The 16,315-nt window shown below is 70.5% G+C and carries 12 protein-coding genes; 5 read left to right on the top strand and 7 right to left on the bottom strand.

The features are described 5' to 3' along the window. Nucleotides 1–1,414: 1,414 nt before the first annotated feature. Nucleotides 1,415–1,774, top strand: a complete 360-nt coding sequence (locus NQZ70_RS28010; protein WP_129576934.1) for a HAMP domain-containing sensor histidine kinase — start codon at nucleotides 1,415–1,417, stop codon at nucleotides 1,772–1,774. Beyond that, the gene (locus NQZ70_RS28005) at nucleotides 1,771–2,751 is read left to right on the top strand and encodes a Shedu anti-phage system protein SduA domain-containing protein (protein ID WP_165374203.1); all 981 of its coding nucleotides are present in this window, start codon (nucleotides 1,771–1,773) and stop codon (nucleotides 2,749–2,751) included. The genes NQZ70_RS28010 and NQZ70_RS28005 overlap by 4 nt, the downstream gene beginning before the upstream one ends. 57 nt (nucleotides 2,752–2,808) lie before the next feature. Here the strand turns inward: NQZ70_RS28005 and NQZ70_RS28000 are convergent, their stop codons facing one another. Beyond that, nucleotides 2,809–4,083, bottom strand: a complete 1,275-nt coding sequence (locus NQZ70_RS28000) for a DUF1501 domain-containing protein (protein WP_129576932.1) — start codon at nucleotides 4,081–4,083, stop codon at nucleotides 2,809–2,811. 8 nt (nucleotides 4,084–4,091) lie between these two features. Then, complete coding sequence (locus NQZ70_RS27995; protein ID WP_129576931.1) at nucleotides 4,092–6,437, bottom strand: DUF1588 domain-containing protein; 2,346 nt, start codon at nucleotides 6,435–6,437, stop codon at nucleotides 4,092–4,094. A 391-nt stretch (nucleotides 6,438–6,828) separates the two neighbouring features. On the opposite strand from NQZ70_RS27995, the gene NQZ70_RS27990 reads away from it, so the two are divergent. Then, nucleotides 6,829–8,130: a sigma 54-interacting transcriptional regulator gene (locus tag NQZ70_RS27990; protein ID WP_129576930.1), complete on the top strand. Its 1,302-nt coding sequence runs from the start codon at nucleotides 6,829–6,831 to the stop codon at nucleotides 8,128–8,130. A gap of 279 nt (nucleotides 8,131–8,409) precedes the next feature. Here NQZ70_RS27990 and NQZ70_RS27985 read toward each other — a convergent pair whose 3' ends face one another. From NQZ70_RS27985 to NQZ70_RS27975, 3 genes are read right to left on the bottom strand one after another with little or no spacing between them, the layout of a single operon-like run. After that, a complete protein-coding gene (locus NQZ70_RS27985; RefSeq protein WP_272825866.1) occupies nucleotides 8,410–9,084 on the bottom strand; it encodes a hypothetical protein in 675 nt (224 codons plus the stop codon). A gap of 59 nt (nucleotides 9,085–9,143) precedes the next feature. Next, entirely contained in the window at nucleotides 9,144–10,304 is a 1,161-nt protein-coding gene (locus tag NQZ70_RS27980) for a GNAT family N-acetyltransferase (protein ID WP_129576929.1), read from the bottom strand. Then, nucleotides 10,294–11,433: a quinone-dependent dihydroorotate dehydrogenase gene (locus NQZ70_RS27975; RefSeq protein WP_129576928.1), complete on the bottom strand. Its 1,140-nt coding sequence runs from the start codon at nucleotides 11,431–11,433 to the stop codon at nucleotides 10,294–10,296. The genes NQZ70_RS27980 and NQZ70_RS27975 overlap by 11 nt, the downstream gene beginning before the upstream one ends. Before the next feature lie 277 nt (nucleotides 11,434–11,710). Here NQZ70_RS27975 and NQZ70_RS27970 point away from each other — a divergent pair, with 277 nt between their 5' ends. Next, nucleotides 11,711–13,006 carry a M18 family aminopeptidase gene (locus NQZ70_RS27970; RefSeq protein ID WP_129581623.1) on the top strand — a complete coding sequence of 432 codons (1,296 nt, stop codon included), beginning with the start codon at nucleotides 11,711–11,713 and terminating at the stop codon, nucleotides 13,004–13,006. A gap of 14 nt (nucleotides 13,007–13,020) precedes the next feature. Here the strand turns inward: NQZ70_RS27970 and NQZ70_RS27965 are convergent, their stop codons facing one another. Beyond that, nucleotides 13,021–14,079, bottom strand: coding sequence for an agmatinase family protein (locus tag NQZ70_RS27965; protein WP_129576927.1), 1,059 nt, complete (start codon nucleotides 14,077–14,079; stop codon nucleotides 13,021–13,023). 401 nt (nucleotides 14,080–14,480) lie between these two features. On the opposite strand from NQZ70_RS27965, the gene NQZ70_RS27960 reads away from it, so the two are divergent. Continuing rightward, nucleotides 14,481–15,425, top strand: coding sequence for a fatty acid desaturase (locus NQZ70_RS27960; protein WP_129576926.1), 945 nt, complete (start codon nucleotides 14,481–14,483; stop codon nucleotides 15,423–15,425). Between the two features lie 215 nt (nucleotides 15,426–15,640). Here the strand turns inward: NQZ70_RS27960 and NQZ70_RS27955 are convergent, their stop codons facing one another. Beyond that, the gene (locus NQZ70_RS27955) at nucleotides 15,641–16,105 is read right to left on the bottom strand and encodes a KGG domain-containing protein (RefSeq protein ID WP_237244120.1); all 465 of its coding nucleotides are present in this window, start codon (nucleotides 16,103–16,105) and stop codon (nucleotides 15,641–15,643) included. Nucleotides 16,106–16,315: the final 210 nt, after the last annotated feature.

Raw genomic sequence — 16,315 nt, 5'->3', positions numbered from 1 at the left:
AGGCAGCGGGCGCAGCCCAGCAAGCAGGAGCGGAGGGGACAGACGTACCTGTCCAGGCGCGGGCGGCTCGCCGACGGCGCGGTGGTGCCGCTGGAGCCCTTCATCGAGGCATGGGTGGATCGGCCGGACCGACCGATGCTCGTCATCGAGGGACCACCGGGCTCCGGAAAGCAAGCCGCGTTGGAGCATGCGATCGATCGAGCGGCCGTTCGCTTCTCACACGATCCGGAGCAGGCCACCCTGCTGCTCATGCATATCCCTGATATGTCCCTCACCGCCGTCATGCAGATCGCGCTCGACGCCGGCGCATTCGTGCCGGTGATCACGCGATCCCCGCTATTGAGAGCCGCGCCGATGCAAGAGCAGGCCTGGCGATGTCTGCTGACGGCGAGCGAGGCTGACACGCTCGGTCTGCCTCCACCAGGGATAGGCGTCGTCCGCATCGCTCTCGTGCCGCCGTCATCCGAAGAAATTACCTCGTGGTACCGTGAACGCTTGGGCTCACAGGAGCTCGCCGGTCAGCTTGTGCGCGCCCGCGCTGAAAACGATAGCTTTCGCTCCTTGTCGGACGCATTGCCAAACCTGGGGCGCATCGTGTCCGCCATCAAGAGCATCGAACTTGCGGACCGACCTGCGTCGATCGACGCATGGATCGCCTCCGTCGTCGTTGCCTATGTGGATGCCATGAAGCTTGAGGAACGACCGCTCCCGCCTTCGGGGATGGAAGGGGAGGATGCGCTGTCGCGGTACCTCGAAGACATTGCGCTCGAGCAGTTCGCCATGGGGCTGCGTCGATCGGGTCGGTCCTCGGTGCCCCAGAGGCTCTGGAGGAGGAGAGGTACGCTGGACTCGCTGCTGACATGGTATGATGTCGACGAGGTCGAGCTCAAGAACCCCTTGCTGCGCGACTACTACATCGCTCGGAAGATCGCTCGCGAGGTGAGCGCCGGCAACTCCGAGATTCTGCTTCGATATCAGTTTCCGCCGTTCGTGTTCCTCTTCTTAGCGCTCGTCGCCCCCGAGGTCTCCGCGCAGGTGACTCAGGGCCGAGTCGCTCAGCTCGACGAGAAAATCCGGAGTGAGGTGGAGCGGAAGCTGCAGCTGACCTTCGCGCACCTCCTCAACCGCCCGGTGGGCATGGTGCGCGCGCGCCTCCGCGAGATCCGCGATGGCATCGACAGGGAGCGGGCGACCGCCCTGGCCCGGTCCTTCGAGCAGATCGAGGAGGAGCTGCGCTTTATCCAGAGCCTAGCGGACCGCACTCGACTCTGGGAGACGGCGCCCGACGAACCCATCGAGGAGGTTGCCGTGCGGCCTGTGATCGAGGAGATCGGAAGGGAGCTCAACGCGCGCCACCCGGCCGTGACGCTCGTCATCGACGTCGAGTCGTCGGTCCGCGTGCGCGCGATGCGCGATGCGCGAGGCGCTCCGCGAGGTGATGCAGTGCCTGATGGAGAACGCCTTCCACGCCGCCGTGACGGACAAGAGCGGCCCAACGTCGCGGGTCAGGGCTGTCGCCCGCCAGGTCGGCTCGGTGGTCCGCATCGAGATCCGCGACACGGGATGCGGCGTGCCTCCCGAGGATCGGCAGCGCATCTTCGAGCCGCTCGTCACGACGAAGAAGGGCGGGGCAGGGAAGCCGCGCGGCACCGGCCTCGGTCTGCCCATCGCCCGGCGCTATGCCGAGCACATGCATGGGCACGTGGGGCTCGATGAGGCGGCGTCCGAAACGTGCTTTTACATTGACCTCGTGGCATGGAGGGACGGCGAATGAGCAGCAGGCAAGCCAAGCGGGTCCTCATCGTGGAGGACGACGAGACGAACGCCGAGGCGGCGGTCGAGTGGCTGCGGGAGCAGCACTACCAAGTCGAGCGAGCTTCGGCCGTGGAGGACGGCCTCGCCGTTGCCGAGCGCTTCCAGCCCGACGTCGTCGTGCTCGACCTGCAGATCCCATCGAGACCAGCACGGGCGGACGAGCACACCGACAACGGCTTCCGCATGCTGGACGCGCTCCTCCGTGCCGAGCCGTTCCGACCGGTCGTGGTCGCGACCGCCCACAGCCGGAACCGCGAGCTGATGCGACAGGTGATGCAGCGCAACCGCGGCGGTCACTTCCTGTTCAAGGACGACCAGGACCTCCGCGCGGCGGTGCTCCGCGCCGTCGCGGTGGCGGTGGAGAGCCCTGCCTATGTCGCGCACAGCACGGTACGAGCCTTCGAGGAGCTGATCGCGCGGAACCCCCGGGAGGAGGAGATCCGGATCTTTCTCCGAAAGAGCTGGCGCGTCCTCCTCGGACCTCGGTACCGGGAATGCCACTCCCCGTACGAGGTCGATCGCGGTGTCAAGGTGGATCTGCTCTTCGTCCGGCACGACGGCTTCCCCGACATCTGGGAGCTGAAGCGCCCGGATCAGCAGATCTTCAAGGAGTACGGCGACCGGCTGCACCACAGCGAGGAGTGCGCGCGGGCCGTCGGGCAGGTTATGGAGTACATCGACCTCGCCGAGAAGCAGACCGGAGGGCAGGTGAGCTACGAGGTTCGCAAGAACGTGCGCGTGTCGCTGCACCGGCCGCGCGGCTTCGTGGTCATCGGCAGGACCGGAAGCCGAAGGGAGCGGGACCGCCTGGCCCTCGACAACAGCTTCATGGCGGGCATCACCTTGATGACCTACGACGATCTGATCGAGGAGGCGCGGGAGGTGCTGGTGTTCCTGCGCGACTACCGCAACGGTGGGGAGGCCCCCTCCGTGTGAGCGTGGCCTCCCCGCGCGGGCGAGGGGAGCGGCCCGCCCTCCGCCCCGCGGCGCGCGTCAGCCGAAGAACGGCAGGTCCTCTTCCTCGGAGAGCGGGAACCGCTGCGCGAGCGGGTCGTCCGCGATCTTCGCGAGCTTGCGCAGCGCCTTGTGAACGTGCCCCGGCTTGATCCGCACGCCGCCCTGCCTGGGCTCGAGCGTCACCGGATCCACCTCGAGCGGGTTGTGCCGATCGTCCGTCGCGCCGATCACCCGGTTCCCCGGGATGCCCGCGCCGACCATCATCATGCTCGTGATGTTCCAGTGGTCCTTGCCGTTGCCCTCGTTGTAGCCCGGCGTCCGCCCGAAGTCCGAGCCCACCACGATGACGATCCGGTCGGCGATGCCCTGCTCCTCCGCGGCGGTCAGGAGGAAGTCGATGCCGTCGCAGATGTCGGTGAGCCGCGGGATGTGGCTATCGTCGTGGTTGCCGTGGGTGTCGAACCCGCCGATCGTCAGGTTCGCGCTGACGCAGATGCCGGCCTGGTAGGCCGCGAGCGCGACCTGCGCCTGCCGCCGCAGCGACGCCCGCTCGAACTCCGCGGGCAGGAACTGGATGAGCTGCTTGAGCTCGTTCTGCCCGACGCGCGAGGTGAAGAGCGTGCTCATCGCCTGCTTCACGTGGGGCAGGCGCTGCTGCTCGAGCTTCGCCATGTGCCGCGCCTGCCGCGCCTCGAGGATCCGCGTCATCGTGGCGTCGGTGTGGTACTGCTCGCGGTTCTCGCTGTTCGACGGATCGGTCCTGTTCGGGTAGGCGAGCCGCTGCAGGAGGCCGGTGTCGGGCACGCGGGTGACGGCCACGACGTTCGCCGTCGTGTCGTAGCCGCCGTTGCTGATGAACCCCATCGGCAGCGCGCCGCCGTGGACGCCCGCCACGAGCGCCGCGAAGCCCGGCTTGCCCTCGCGGAGCGTCCCGGACCACGTGTTGCGCACGCCCGCGTCATGGCTGTTCGTCGACGTGTCGATGCCGTTGATGACGAGCAGCCGGCTGTAATGCTTCTTGAAGAACTCGGCGTTGCCGCCGACCGGCGCGAACTTGATGTTGCCGGCGGTCCCGATCTCTTCGTGCAGGTAGCTGCGGTTCATCGCGTCCCGCGTCTTCTGCTCCTCGACGCTCATGGCGCCCTTCGGATCGCAGAGGCTCGTCGGGTCCCAGCCGCCGCTCGCGTGGAGGTTGATCCAGAGGGGGCCCTCGTAGGGGCCGGCCGCCGCGGCGTCCCGCGACAGCGCGCCCGCCGCGACGACGCCCAGGCCCGCCATAGATGCCAGTTTGAGGAAATCTCGACGTTCCATGGCTGCTCCTACTGGTAAAGAAACCTGAAGTCCGACAGGAGATAGGTCATGACGCTCATCCACGCGCGGACCGTGTAGTTCGCGTCCCGCTGGAGCCTCTCCTCGTCGGGCAGACCGTCGCGGGTCCAGTAGTCGTTGTTCACCTGGCAGGGGCCCGGCAGCCACGTCGAGAGCCGGCCCTCCTCGCCCTCCGGCTTCTTCATGCCCGCCTTGCCCTCCTCCCACGTCTCGACGAAGATCTTGTACGTCCGCTCGATCTCCGGATCTCCGATCTCGAGCGACTCGCCCAGCACCCGCTTGTGCAGGTACTGGATGTTCTTCTTGATCGCCTCGACGGCCGGCAGCACGTCGAAATCGTTCGTGTCCCGCGGCTCGAACGTCGTCTCGACGAACGGGAAGAGCAGCCGCTCCTCCTGCGGGAGCCAGAGATCGCGCGGCACCGAGATGCACGCCATCTCGTTCGCCATCCGGTCGGCGACGTTGGCCATGATCCCGTTCGGCTCGGTGATCCGCTGGATCACCTCCTCCGAGTCGATGCCGCCGTACAGCAGGCGGTAGGCGTCGCGCCGGAGCAGGTAGTCGTAGCGGTTGCCGTCGTCCTCGAACGCCCTCGGCCGCCACGGATACCCGGTCACCGCCCAGATCTTCCGGTGCAGCTGCTCGGGCCCGAGGAACCGCGTGCCGCCGAGCTGCGCGAGCGGATCGCGCTGGGACGACGCCTGCGCGACGTTGCGCGCGCGGAAATAGGGGCTCTTGACGATGGCCTTGACGACCGTCTTCAGGTTGTAATCGCTGTCGGCGAAGTCGTGCGCCATCGCGTTGAACGCGTGGTACTGGGCGAGGTACGCCCGGAACTTGGCGCTGAACTCCGGATCGTCGTTCGTCGGCGCGACGAGCGGCTTTTGTCCGGTGAGGCCCGTGTACATCGTGTAGACGGCCGCGAGCGCGAAGCGCGGGTCGTCGGCGACGCGCTTCGCCACCCACGAGAGCGCGCTCGGGAACTCGCTGAACGGCACCGACGCGGCGCCGAAGCCCGGCGGCCGCATGTCCTCGTACCAGGTGTCGTCCGGCTTGTAGCGGCCCGAGGAGTCGAAGCTGTGGAACCCGCCGGACAGCGGGTCCAGGGCGGCGTGGCAGACGGTGCACGCCGCGTTGTTCATCGTCGGGTTGAAGTCGGTGATCTTCGTCTGATCGAGCGGCTGCTCGGCGGTCTTCAGGATGTCGGTGCCGAGGAAGAACTGATAGACCATCCTCGCCCGGTGGCGGTTCCTGTTGGTGCTCGTCGTCGGGTGCCTGTTGAGGAAGACCGGCGAGGTGAGCACGCCCGCGAGCGGGATCGGATCGCGCTTCGCCGGGACGAACTCCTCCGGATCCGCGTCGTTCTCGAACTCGGCCGTCACGCCGTACGCCTTCGCGGAGAACGGGTTCACGACCGTGTAGTCGGCCGTGAGGACCTCCTTGAACGACCGGTCGTTCCGCACGATATAGGCGATGAGCTCGAGCGGCTCCCGCCCGACGCCCCGGTTCGTCCAGCTCTTCAGCTTGTTCGTGACGTCCTCCAGGTCGCGCGCGCCGTATTTCTCGACCAGCGCGGGATCCTGCGGGAGGCTGTTGTACCACTTGGCGTCGTACGCGTCGTTCTTCAGCAGATCGACGGCCGCCTCGCCGTTCAGGTAGCGGTCGGTGAGGAAGAGATCGTTGTAGATCTCCTTCAGCCGCACGTAGAACGCCTCCTCCGTGAGCATCTGGTCCAGGATCGGGTCCAGCGCGTCCATGCCGCTCTGCGCGACGGCCTGCTCCTCGGCCTCGGTGGGCAGGCGGCCGGCGATCTCGAGGCTCGCCGCGCGGAGCGTGTCCTCCGGCCCGCTCATCACCACGCCGGCGAAGGACGCGTTGACGTCCGTCTCGCAGGACGACGGCTCCTTCGTGCGGTCGACCATCTCCCGGAGCGCCTCGTACTCGGCGCCGTCCGCGTCGATCACGTGCCCGCCGCCGTGCTCGATCCTCTTCGTCGGCTTGAGGAGCACGTACGACTCGCCGCTCAGCTCGAGCCCCGCGAGCGATTTGAACGTCGCGAGGTTCTTGTCGAGGAAGCCCGCCTCGCTGCTCCCGGCGAGGATCAGCTTCGACTCCGCGGCCTGCCCCTGCGGGTTATGGCAGCCGATGCACTTCGTCGAGAGGATGGGGACCCACACCTTCTCGGCGAAGAACTGCTCGTCGGAGATGCACGGGCCGCCGGCGTCGCCGGTGCAGCCGCTCGACCCGGCCGCGAGCGCGCCCGCGCCCGCGGTGAGCCCGAGGAGCCCCAGGGCCGTCGCGGCGCGCTTCCGGAGGTACCATCCTGTTCTCGGCATAAGCATCCTCGCCGGGGGCGCCTGCGCGCGCCCCCGCGTTGAGGGGACCGGGGGTGCGGACCCCCGAACCTCGTTGATCGACATACCGTCGAAGCACCCAAGGAGGGCTGTCGTTCAACGACGCCCGATGGAGCGAACTGGACAATCGCCCGCTCCATCTCCTGCGTAGCCACGTAGTCTAACCTCTCTAGGGGTTCTCCCGCCATGCGCTCCGTACATCGCTTGATGTGAATTTTTTCCTGATACCTCTCGTGATTGTGAAGTTTTTCGACGCGACGCTGCGGGTCCTCCGGAATGCGCGTACCCGGTGCGCCCAGGTGGGCGCGGCCATGTGGTGGCGGGGGCGTACGTGGATGTGGTCAAGTCCGGGGAAATCGAATAACCGTTGGATATGAGCTCGTCGAGGGATGCGACCCGCGCTCGCGCGGTGCAGTGGTTCGTGCGCGGCGGCACGCTGCGGGCGGCTGGCCGGGATCCTGTCAAGATCGGCATCGCGCCGGTCGTGGTGGGGCGCGATCCCAGCTGCGATGTGGTCGTCGACGATCCGGAGGTCAGCTCGACGCATTGCGAGCTGCGCGCCGAGGGCCCCGGCGTGCTCGTCCGCGATCTCGGCAGCAAGAATGGGACGTTCGTGTCGACGGTGCGCATCCGCGAGGCGATCCTGACGGCCGCGTGCGCCATCCAGGTCGGCGGCTCGGTGCTGGGCTTCGAGCCGCTCGACAAGGAGCGCGTCGACGTCGGCTTCGACGAGAGCTTCGGCCCGCTGATCGGCGCCTCGCCGCGGATGCGCCACCTGTTCCGCCTGCTGCGCGAGGTGGCCGCGACGGAGCTGTCGCTGCTCATCACCGGCGAGACCGGCACGGGCAAGGAGCTCGCGGCGCAGGCGATCCACGACAGCTCGAGCCGGCGCGGCGGTCCGTTCGTCGTCGTCGACTGCGCCTCGCTGCCCGGCGCGCTGGCCGAGAGCTTCCTGTTCGGGCACGAGCGGGACGCCTTCCCCGGGGCGACCGAGCGCAAGGGCGGCGCCTTCCACGAGGCGAACGGCGGGACGATCTTCCTCGACGAGCTCGGCGAGCTGCCGCCCGAGCTCCAGCCGAAGCTGCTCCGCGTGCTGTCCGAGCGGAAGCTCAAGCGCGTCGGGTCGCGGGTCTACGAGCCCGTCGACGTGCGGATCATCGCGGCGACGCGGCGCGATCTCGGCCGCAGCATGAACACCGGGCGCTTCCGGAGCGATCTCTTCTTCCGGATCGCCCAGATGCGCATCGAGCTGCCGCCGCTGCGGGAGCGGCGCGAGGACATCCCGCTGCTCGTCGAGAGCGTCTGCGTGCGCCTCGGCTGCCCGGAGCGCTCGGTGGAGATGGTCAATCTCATCACCACGACGCTCGGCCAGCACGATTTCCCGGGCAACGTCCGCGAGCTCATGAACGTGACCAGCGTGGCCGCGAGCCTGCCGCCGGGGGCCGAGGCGATCGCGGCGATCCTCCCGCTCGAGGGCGGCGGCGACGTCGTCGCGCCGACGTCGGCCTTCGGCGAGGCGAAGCGGAGCGCCGTGGCGGCGTTCGAGCAGCGCTACTTCAGCGAGCTGATCCGCGCCACGGGCGGCAACGTCAGCGAGATGGCGCGCCGCGCCGGCATGGAACGCCACCACGTGCGGATGTTCTTGAGGAAGCACGGGCTGACGGCGAAGCCGTGAGGCCGCCAGCGCCTTCCGCGGCCTCTCTGTTTTTTTCTAGAGCACCGAATAGGTTGAAAGTCAGTTAAGTTCAACAGGTTACGGCACCCGCCGGATCCGTCGAGGAGCAAGCGGGGAGAGCACGGCATGCAGCAAGAGGAGAGGCCGCAAGGGCGCAAGGGGCGCAAGGAGAAGGGGACAGAGATGGAATGATATCCTTCTCTTCCCCTTGCGTCCCTTGCGCCCTTGCGGTCCTCTTCCCATGAATCGATTTCGCGGGAGCTCCACGCGATCGGCGTTCTAGGCGCCGCCCGCGCCGCCCGTCCCGGGGGCCCCGCCGCTGCCGGCCGGGCCGCCGCCCGCGCCGCCCGCGCCGGTGCCGGCCGGGTCGCCGCCCGCGCCGCCGCCGCCGCCCTCGCCGCCGCCCGTCGTGGCCGCGGTGGTCGTGGCCGGACCGCCGCCGCAGCGCTCCGCGGAGCGGCAATCGGCGCAGGAGCAGCCCTCGAAGTACGGCGCGCACGAGCCGTTGTCCGTGCAATGGTCCGTGCACCGCGGCGTGTCCGTGCAATCGGGGCAGGTGCAATCCTCGTTGGCATTGCACCCCATGTCGCTGTTGCACCCGCGCGACGGGCTGCACTCGGCGACGCTGTTCGCGCAGTCCTGGCAGGTGCAATCCTCGCCGTCCGGAGCGTCGGGCCGCAGATCGCAGACGCCGTCGTCCTTGCAGAAGCCGAGGCAGCTCGCCGAGTCCGCGCAATCGGGGCAGCCGCAGCCCTCGGAGACCTGGGCGAGGATCGTGCACCGCCCGTCCGGGCTGCCGCCGAAGCAGCCGAAGCCGAGCGAGCCGCCGGCGCCGGCGACCGTCGCCGCCGTGGCCGTCGAGGTCGCGTCGGTCGCCGGGCTGCTCGAGCAGCCGCCGCTCGCGGCGAGCCCGAAGACGATGGAGGAGGTGAGGAGGGCAAGAAAGGCACGCATGTCCGACAGCATCTCTCCCGGGAGCACGCCACGTCAACACCGCGCGTCGAGAGGCGCGCTCAGCGGAATGCCACGCTCTTGTCCGCCGTCTTCGCGCGCACGACGGCGCGCTCGCGCACCAGGAAATCGCGCACGGCCGCGTCGAGGCGCGGGTGAGCGAGGTGGTGGGCGCTGTGGGTGATGCTCGGAGCGAATCCGCGCACGAGCTTGTGCGACCCGCCCGCGCCCGGCTCGAAGCGGCGCAGTCCGCGGGCGATGCAGTCCTCGACCGGGTGATAATAGCAGACGTTGAAATGCAGGAAGGGGCGCTCCTCCGAGGCGCCCCAGTAACGGCCGTAGAGCGTCGTCGGCCCGGCGATGTTGAACGCGCCCGCGATGGGCCGTTTGCCGTCGCGCGCGAGGACGACCTCGACGCCTCCCTTGCCCCCGGCGCGCTCCCCGGACGAGCGGAGCCGGGCCGTGATCTCCTCGAAGAAGGCGCGGTTCAGGTACTGCCGGCCCCAGGCGAACTTCTCCACCGTGGAGACGTAGTAGCCGAACATCACGTCCACGATCTCGGGCGTGATGTCCGCGCCGCGCAGCGTCTCGATCGACAGCCCCTGCTTCGCGACCTCGCGCATCTCGCGCCGGATCTGGTGCCGCCGCTTCGCGTTGAAGCGCGCGAGGAAGTCGTCGAGCGACCCGTACCCCTCGTTCTCGAACTGGAACTGGATGCCGCAGCGGTGGGCCATCGCCGCCTCCGACAGGGCGGCGGCCTCATCCTCGGTCGGGAACAGGACGTGGGCGCCCGAGATGCGGCTCCGCGCCACCAGCTCGCGGAGCGTCTCGGCGAACACCGCGAGGAGCGCCGGGCGATCCTCGGGCCGGCGCACGAGCAGGCGCGGCGACGTGGCGGGCGTGAACGGCACCGCCACGACGAGCTTCGGGTAGTACGGCGCGCCGAGCTGGTGGGACGCCGACGCCCAGCCGTGATCGAAGACGAACTCCCCCTCGCTGTTGTCCTTCAGGTACGCGGGCGCGGCGGCGAGCAGGACCCCCTCGGCACGGAGCGTGATGTGGTGCGGCAGCCAGCCCGCCGCCTCGCCCACGCACCCCGTCCGCTCGAGCGCGTCGAACCACGCCCACGAGAGGAACGGCGCCTCGCTCGCGCCGTCGAGCGCGTTCCACTCGCTCTCCGGGATCTCGCGGATGGTGCCGTGGACGTGCGCTTCAAGCTCCATGGCCGATCATAGCAGCGCGCGCAGCGCTGCCCGTCCGGCCTCCGACGAGGTCCTGGATCGACCGCGCGCCGGCGCGCGCCACGAGCTCCGACAGCCCGTGCGCGATCGCGGCGGGGAGGAGGGGGCCACCGTAGATGAAGCCCGTGTAGAGCTGCACGAGGTCGGCGCCCGCCTCGATCTGGTCCATCGCGTGCTCCGCCGACTCGACGCCGCCGGCGCCGATCACCGTGACGCCGCCCCCGAGGCGCGCGCGGATCCGCCGCACCATCGCGAGCGAGCGCTGCCGGAGCGGCGGACCGCTGAGGCCGCCGGCGCCCATCGCCTCGACGGCCGCCGGGCTCGTCGCGAGCCCGTCGCGGCGCACGGTCGTGTTCGTCGCGATGACGCCGGCGAGGCCGACCTCCTCCACGACGGCGAGCAGCGCCTCGAGCTCCTCGTCGCCGAGGTCCGGGGCGACCTTGATGAGCAGCGGCAGCGGCCTCCCGGCGCCGCGGTTCTCCCGCGCGATCGCCGAGAGGAGCGCCCGCGCGATCGCCGGCCCCTGCATGGCCCGGAGGTCCTTCGTGTTCGGCGACGAGACGTTGATCACGACGAAGTCGGCCGCGCGCCGCACCTCCCGGAAGCTCGCGAGGTAGTCCTCGATCGCGGGCTCGATCGGCTCGAGCGGCGCGACGCGGGACTTGCCGATCGACATGCCCACCGGCACGCCGACCGCCGCGGCGCCGCCGCGGCCGAGGAGCCGCTCGGTGACGCGCGCCGCGCCCTGGTTCGGGAAGCCGAGCCGGTTGATGAGCGCCCGGTCGGCCGGCAGGCGGAAGAGGTTCGGCGGCGGGTTCTCGGCCTGGGGCTGCGCCGTGACGGTCCCGAGCTCGACGAAGCCGAAGCCCAGGGCGGCGAGCGCGCGGGCCCGGCGGGCGTCCTTGTCGAAGCCGCCGGCCACGCCGAGCGGGGAGGGGAAGTCGAGCCCCATGGCGCGCACAGCGATGCGCCCGTCCCGGGGCGCGAGGCGGGCGCGCACGAGGGCGCGGAGCGGGGCGGCGTGCTCGAGCGGGGCGAGCGCGAGCATGCCGAGCTCGTGCGCCAGGCGGGGCGGCAGCGCGAAGAGGAGCGGTCGGACGAGGCGGTACATCGGGGCGCGTCTCCGTGGCGGCGCGGCGCCAGAGGGTCCGGCGCGGCGCGGCGGTGGGCGATACCATGGCGCAAAGGCCGCGTGGGCCGCCATCTCGGCGCCCGCGCGCGCGACGGCCGGGCGCGCGCGGGCGAGCGCGCGCCCGGCCGTCGCGCGCGGCGGCTCTGCTAGACTCGGCGCCCCCACCTCCATGACGACCCCCGAGATCCTCGATCGCCCAGGCGATCCAAAGCCATCGACCGACCTTGGCGAGCGCTTCGCGAAGAGCGCGGACGAGATGTCGGCGCTGCGCGAGCGCGGCGCCCTGGCCGCGCGCGACCTCTGCGCCTTCATCGATCGCTCGCCGACGCCGTACCACGCCGTCCGCGAGGTCGCCTCGCGGCTCGCGGCCGCGGGCTTCTCGGAGCTCGGGGAGCGCGACGCATGGGCGCTCGCGCCGGGCGATCGCCGCTACGTCATCCGGGGCGGGTCGACGATCGTCGCGTTCGTCGCCGGGGCCGAGCACCCGGCGGTCGGCGGCTTCCGCGTCATCGGCGCGCACACCGACTCGCCGAACCTCCGGGTGAAGCCGAGCGCCGAGCTCTCGCGGAGCGGCTACCAGCAGCTCGGGGTCGAGGTCTACGGCGGCGTGCTGTACTCGACGTGGCTCGATCGCGACCTCAGCGTGGCCGGCCGCGTCCACGTCCGCAGGGACGGCCGGGTCGAGCGCCACCTCGTCGACCTCGGCCGCCCCGTCGCGCGCGTCCCGAACCTCGCGATCCACCTGAACCGCGGGGTCAACTCCGACGGGCTCGTGCTGAACGCGCAGAAGCACCTCGTCCCCGTGATCGGCCTCGGCCGCGAGGCCGACCTGAACGCCATGCTCGCGCGCGCGGTCGACGCGCCGCGCGACGCCGTCCTCGGCTTCGATCTCTGCCTGTACGACACCCTCAAGGCGTCGATCGGCGGGCTCGCCGACGAGTTCATCTTCGCGTCCCGCCTGGACAACCTCGCGAGCTGCCACGCCGCGACGGCCGCGCTGATCGGCGCGGGCGCCCCCGGCGCGGCGACGCGGGTCATCGCGCTCTACGACCACGAGGAGTGCGGCAGCCGCAGCGCGGTGGGCGCGGCGGGCAGCGTGCTGCGCGACGTGCTCGCGCGGATCGTCGACACGTACCCGGCGCGCGAGCCGCAGGCGTTCGCCCGGGCGATGGCGGGCTCGCTGCTCGTCTCGGCGGACATGGCCCACGCGGTGCACCCGAACTACGCGGACCAGCACGAGCCGCGCCACGCCCCGCAGATCAACCGCGGGATCGTGATCAAGTCGAACGCGAACCAGTCCTACGCGACCGACGGCGCGACGGCGGCGGAGCTCGAGGCGCTCTGCCACGACGCGGGGTACGCCCCGCAGCGCTTCGTCGTGCGCAGCGACCTCCCGTGCGGCAGCACGATCGGCCCGATCACCGCGGCCGCGCTCGGCATCGCCACGGTCGACGTCGGCGCGCCGATGCTGAGCATGCACTCCTGCCGCGAGATGGCCGGCACGCTCGACGTCCACCTCGCCATAGAAACCTACCGCCGCGCGCTCGCCTGACCGCCGGGCCTTGCCTAGCGATTGGTCTGTGCGTTGTCCTGGGAGAGGAGCGTGAAGCCGATCAGCTTGTAGAGGAGGCGGGCGCCGACGTTGCCGTCCCACTCGTCGTGGTCGTCCTTGGGGGCGACCTCGTTCAGGTCGAAGCCGACGATGCGCCGGCCGCTCCTGTGGATGCGGCCGATCAGCGCGACGGCCTGCTGGAACGACAGGCCGCCGGGCACGGGCGTGCCGGTGCTCGGGCACAGCGTCGGATCGAGCCCGTCGATGTCGAAGGTCACGTAGACGTCGTCCGGGAGGTCCTCCACGATCGCGTCGGCGATCAGGTGGAACGGCTCGCCCTCGAAGAGCCGATCGGCGATCGCGGCGTCGACGTGGGCGACCACGCGGCCGTTCGACTCGCGGATGAAACGGAGCTCGTCCTCGCTCATGTCGCGCAGCCCGACCTGGACGATCCGCGAGATCTTCGGGTGCCGGGTCGCGACGTTGCGCATGATCGAAGCGTGGGAGTCGGTGAACCCCTCGTACGCGTCGCGCAGGTCGGCGTGCGCGTCGACGTGCAGGATCCCCATCCCGGGGTAGCGCTCGGCGTGCGCCGCGATCGTGCCGTAGGGCGCGGAGTGGTCGCCGCCGACCACCCCGACCAGCTTGCCCCGCTCCATCCACCGCTTCGCGATCTCGGCGACGCGCTCGTTCAGCCGGCGCGACAGCGCGTTCACCGCGGCGAGCCGCGCCTCCAGGTCGCGGTCGCCGGCGACCTCGCCCTGCGCCGCGATCACCGGCTCGGCCGCCGCGCACGCCTCCGCGTTCCAGCGGACGATGTCCGGGTCGACGTCGAGCATCGTGATGCCCTGCTCGTACGGCCGGCCCGTGTGCAGGTCGAAGAGGTCGACCTGCCGGCTGGCCCGCAGGATCGCCGCCGGCCCCTTGGCGGCGCCGCGGCGGTAGGACACCGTCGGCTCCCAGGGCACCGGGATGAGGACCACCCGAGCGTCCTCGGCGGCGTGCGGCAGCCCGTAGATCCCGTGGCCGACCGCAGGACCGTTCGGATCGAAACCGAGAGGGGATGAGCTCACGCGGCCACGTTGGCGGTTCGCACTGAGGTCGTCAAGCGCGAGCCGCGCCCGCCGAATGCGCGCCGGAGCGCGGCGAGGCGCGCTGGAGCGCGCCGGAGCGCGCCGCCGCGCTCCGCAGAGCGCCCGCGGAACCGCGTCCGCGCCCGCGATCTCCGGCGCGAGGTGCGTAGAGGCGAACGCACCGCGCGCGCGCGACATCGGCGTGAAACACGGGTGTCGCGCGCGACGGCGTGCTGCGCCCGTCGGAATGCAACTTCGGGGCTTCCAGCTGTGACGAAATGCGGTACGAAGGGTGCCGAGACGATGGATGACGGGCCGCCGCGCCCGTTCGGACCGGCCAGCGCCCGGCGCGCTGCCGGGTCGGTCCGGCGCGCGGGGTCCTCGCACCGTGAAGAACAGCCATGCTCCGCTACCGCGCCGACATCAAGACGCTCCTCTTCGTCGCGACCTATTTCGCCCTCGTGGCGGTGCAATGGGTCTATGCGCCGCGCGCGCTCTGGCTCGCGATTCCGCTCCTCGCGATGACCTGCGTGTTCTCGTTCCTCGGCGCCGTCGCGACCCACAACTCGGTCCATTGCCCGGTCTTCCGGCGGCGATGGATGAACCGCGCGTTCCAGGTCGTGCTCACGCTCACCTACGGTCACCCGGTCAGCGCCTACGTGCCCGGCCACAACCTCAGCCATCACAAGTACACGCAGTCGCGGCGCGACGTGATGCGGACCACGAAGGTGCGCTATCGCTGGAACCTGCTGAACGGGCTCCTCTTCATGAGCCGCGTGGTCCGGGACATCCTGCCCGCCGACATGCGCTACTTCAAGGCGATGTACCGGCGCAACCCGCCGTGGTTCCGGCAGATGCTCCTCGAGTCGGCGGTGTTCCTCGGCACCATGGGCGCCCTGCTCGCGCTCGACTGGAAGAAGTTCCTCCTCTACGTGCTGATCCCGCACCAGTACGCCGCGTGGGGGATCGTGACCATGAACTACCTCCAGCACGACGGCTGCGACGAGGACAGCGAGTACAACCACTCGCGCAACTTCGTCGGCCGGCTGGTCAACTGGTGGACGTACAACAACGGCTTCCACTCCATCCACCACATGGAGCCCGGCCTCCACTGGAGCCTCCTGCCGGCCGCGCACGCGCGGCGCGTGGCGCCGTTCATCCACCCGAACCTCGATCAGCCCTCGCTCCTCGCGTACCTGTTCCGCACCTTCGTCTGGCCCGGCAAGCGCCTGCGCTACGACGGCGCGCCGGTCGTGCTCCCGCAGGAAGAGCCGGACGAGGAGTGGATCCCCGGCCCGAAGGAGACGCCGAGCGACGTCTCGCTGGGCGCGATCGCGCCGAGCTGACGACGCCCTCCTGCCGCTCGCCGCGCCCTCGCGCCGGGCGGAGCTCTGGCGCAGGCGAGGGCCGCGGGATCGCGGCCTCGCCACCTCGCTGGACGCTTCTTGGATGCTTCTGAAGACGCAGCTTGCGGCCACGACCGGGAGCCCCGGGCCGTGGACCGCGCAAGCGTGCAGAGGGCTGGCCCGGCGCCACGGCGCCGGGCCGCTCGCCTCCCCGATCAGCGCGGCTGATTCTCCCGCGGCTGATCTCCCCGCGACTCGCCGCCCCGGCGACCGATCTCGGCCATGTGCTGGCGATCGCCGCTCACGGCCTCGCCACCCTTGCGCCCGATCTCGGCCATGTGGGCCCGGTCCTGGCTCACGCGCTCGCCGCCCCGGCGACCGATCTCGGCCATGTGCTTGCGGTTCTGGCTGACGACCTCACCGCCCTTCTTGCCGGCGGCGCGGGCCTCGTCGCGCGTGAACTCGTGGGCCGTGCCTTTCTCGTGGGCTGCCTTCCCGCCCTTGCTGGCGATCTTGCGCTGACGCTCCTCATCCATGGCGGCAAACCCACGCTGCTGCCGCTCATTTGCCTGCTTCTGCGCCGCTGAAGAAGGCGGGGGCTCGCTCGGCGAGGCCCCGCTCTCCTCCTGGTCCTCCTCACTCCTGGAAATCATCCCACGATCATCCATGCTCGCCATCATCCTCTCCTTACGGTTGGCTCGCTCGATTCAGGTCTCCGAACGGGGCCTCTGAGCCGGGAGGGGGCGGCGCTCGCCGTCCCCTCCCGGGCGGGTCGAGGCCGGCGATGGCCGTCCCCTCCCGGGTTCGGTCGGGGATCCAGCGTTCGCCATCCCCTCCCGGCGCCGAGCGGGAAGCGGCGTTCACCGCCTCCCTCCCAGCTGCGGAAAGGC

The organism is Sorangium sp. So ce836, assembly GCF_028553905.1.
GTDB classification, from domain to species: Bacteria; Myxococcota_A; Polyangia; order Polyangiales; family Polyangiaceae; genus Sorangium; species Sorangium cellulosum_D.
This window is presented reverse-complemented; position numbering and strand designations above follow the sequence as displayed.